The organism is Thermococcus sp. 101 C5 (assembly GCF_009372125.1).
Classification (GTDB): Archaea; Methanobacteriota_B; Thermococci; order Thermococcales; family Thermococcaceae; genus Thermococcus_A; species Thermococcus_A bergensis.
The window spans coordinates 1-2,275 of record NZ_WHIZ01000113.1 but is presented as its reverse complement, the minus strand read 5'-3'; the positions used below and the strand labels follow the sequence as shown (position 1 = coordinate 2,275).

General features: G+C 45.0%; 2 protein-coding genes and 2 pseudogenes. 2 read left to right on the top strand and 2 right to left on the bottom strand.

Going from position 1 to position 2,275, the window contains the following annotated elements; genetic code table 11:
• Window positions 1-396: pseudogene (locus GBV73_RS11005) on the top strand (IS982 family transposase); the annotation flags it as partial.
• Window positions 397-480: 84 nt separating this feature from the next.
• On the opposite strand, the gene GBV73_RS11000 reads toward GBV73_RS11005, so the two are convergent.
• Both GBV73_RS11000 and GBV73_RS10995 read right to left on the bottom strand, forming a co-directional pair.
• Entirely contained in the window at window positions 481-1,569 is a 1,089-nt protein-coding gene (locus tag GBV73_RS11000; RefSeq protein WP_042699789.1) for a hypothetical protein, read from the bottom strand.
• A gap of 4 nt (window positions 1,570-1,573) precedes the next feature.
• Window positions 1,574-2,002 carry a hypothetical protein gene (locus tag GBV73_RS10995; protein ID WP_152881333.1) on the bottom strand — a complete coding sequence of 143 codons (429 nt, stop codon included), beginning with the start codon at window positions 2,000-2,002 and terminating at the stop codon, window positions 1,574-1,576.
• A gap of 43 nt (window positions 2,003-2,045) precedes the next feature.
• Between GBV73_RS10995 and GBV73_RS10990 the strand changes: the two are divergent.
• A pseudogene (locus GBV73_RS10990) lies at window positions 2,046-2,275 on the top strand (IS982 family transposase); the annotation flags it as partial.

The window sequence follows — 2,275 nt, the reverse complement described above, 5'->3', positions numbered from 1 at the left end:
TGACCTGTTACTCTGATGGAAATTTGCTGGCTTTACTGTCTGTTGATCCGGCGAATAAGCATGATGTGAGTGTTGTCCGGGAAAAGTTCTGGGTGATTGTTGAGGAGTTTTCCGGCTGTTTTCTGTTTTTTGATGGCTCGAGGAGGAATTTCTGAGGTTTGGCGTTGTTTACACGCCAGTAAAGCGGGGGAATTAGATTAGTAATCTGGAGGAGAAGAAGTTTTACAACTACTTGTCTGACTTTCGCAGGAGGATTGAGATTTTTTTAGGTTTTCTAAGTTTCTTCTGAGGCCGAGCAGGAGTGTTAGTTTGAATGGGTTAACTGTCAGGATTTTAGGAGCGATTCTGGCCGTGAATCTGGACAGATTATACAACTTCACAGGTGAGGGGAACTAGGGTTTGTAGCTTTTGTATCCTATCCTCTGTAGTATCCCCCTTACTCTGCCAATTTCTGTGTCCACCTCCAGTGCTATTTTGCCCTTACAGGGGATGTGTCTCTTCTCTTCCCCTAGCCGGTTTTTTCTGTTTTATCCTCTCAAGCTCCTCAGTTATCATTGATATCGCCTTTTCTTTCGAGACGTATCCTGGATACTCCGTGTCGTCCCACTTCTTCAACCAGTCGACCACATCCAAAACTGCGGAGCTAACGGCCGGGACGATGTCTTTGGCGGGTACTCTTGCTACAGTTTTGCGTGAGGGACTGACCAAGAGGAGTTCGCCGGAGTCCCTGAAAACGAAAATTGGCCGCGGATCAAAGCTCCCCAGTGTTAAAATCATGGCAGGTTTTTTCTTGCCTACAGTTCCGATTAAGGCGAGTGCTTCTCTAAACCAATCCCTGTACGCCAATGGTACCGGAGTACTGGTCTCTTCACGGCTCTCCTCTGTGAGAAGTGCGAGGTTAATGAGCTCGGATGCAAAGCTTAGCGGATCGACTATGCCACTAAACAACACCCTTCTGGCTCTCACCCCTGAATACAGCAGGGGCATTCGTTTGGACCCGCATTTAAACTCCCCCACCCAATCAACAGTTATTTTGAAGCCTTCCTCTGCGGATGGGGCAATCAGACCTTCTCTTGTCGCAATGTCCTTGGCAATTTCCAAGCTTCTTCTCAGCTTGTCATCTCCGACAATGCTCACCACGGACTCCAAAAACTCCAATACCGACTTTGCCACCTCACTCAGCGACACCTCAAATGTTTTGTAGTACTCAATTTCATAATCTACGAGAACCTCGATTCTGACTTTGTCAGACTTTTTGGTAAAGGCAAAGACGACCGATGGTTCTATTGAACCGAAGTCGGTGACAAGCTTGCCCTTAGCACTCTGACATTGCTCTACGTCGCTCAAGAAAGTTGTGCATAGACCACTGCGCATTTCCAGCTCTTTTATGCCTTCGCAGGAAGCTGAACAGAATGCCAGAAGGTAAATCGCACTGAAAACTGCCTCTCGTCCACTGCATAGCGTTTTAATGACTTCGCCGTTTATCTCGAAGTTCAAGGTTATATCGTATTTGAAGTGAGTCTTCAGCCCTTCCTCATCCTTTGGAAAAAATAAAATGGAGAACGACATTTGTCTACCTCCCTAACCACTTTAGGTAGGCCGTTATTATCCTGTACAGCCCCTTTTTGGGATTATATTCGAGTACGACTCTTAATGTTTTTGATGTATACCTGTCAGTTCTTAATTCAGGAAATGTTTTCTCCATGGATACTCTTATCGTTCCATCCCCCAGGGGCTTAATGCTCCCACATTGCACTTCTCCTTCCTCAATGGTTTTCTTGATTAGGATAACGATTTCCCTCATTGTTAAATACTTCGGAAATACTGTGGGGTCCGCTTGCCCATCATATTCATAAATCCCAAAGACGTGTCTGCCAACTATGTGGGATGCCCTGTCATTGTCTAATATCACCTCACCTGAGGGCAACTTTATTTTGCAGGTATCAGTACCTCTGAACGTCACCCCATTCTTCACAAATACATCTTTGACCCTAGTTCCCATTAGATCGTTAGAGTTATAAGCACTTAAGTCTTTTGATTGATTGGTGGTTGTATTGAGCTTTCAGAGGAAAATCCTGATCATAAAATCCGAAATCTACCCGATAATCAGCAAACACTACCCGAAAAACACTCACAGGGAAATAATCAGCCTCTACGACCTGATAACCTTCGCAATACTAGCACACTTGCACTTTAACGGAGTTTACAAGCACGCTTACAGAGTCCTAATCGAAGAAATGAAGCTGTTCCCCAAAATCAGGTACAACAAACTAAC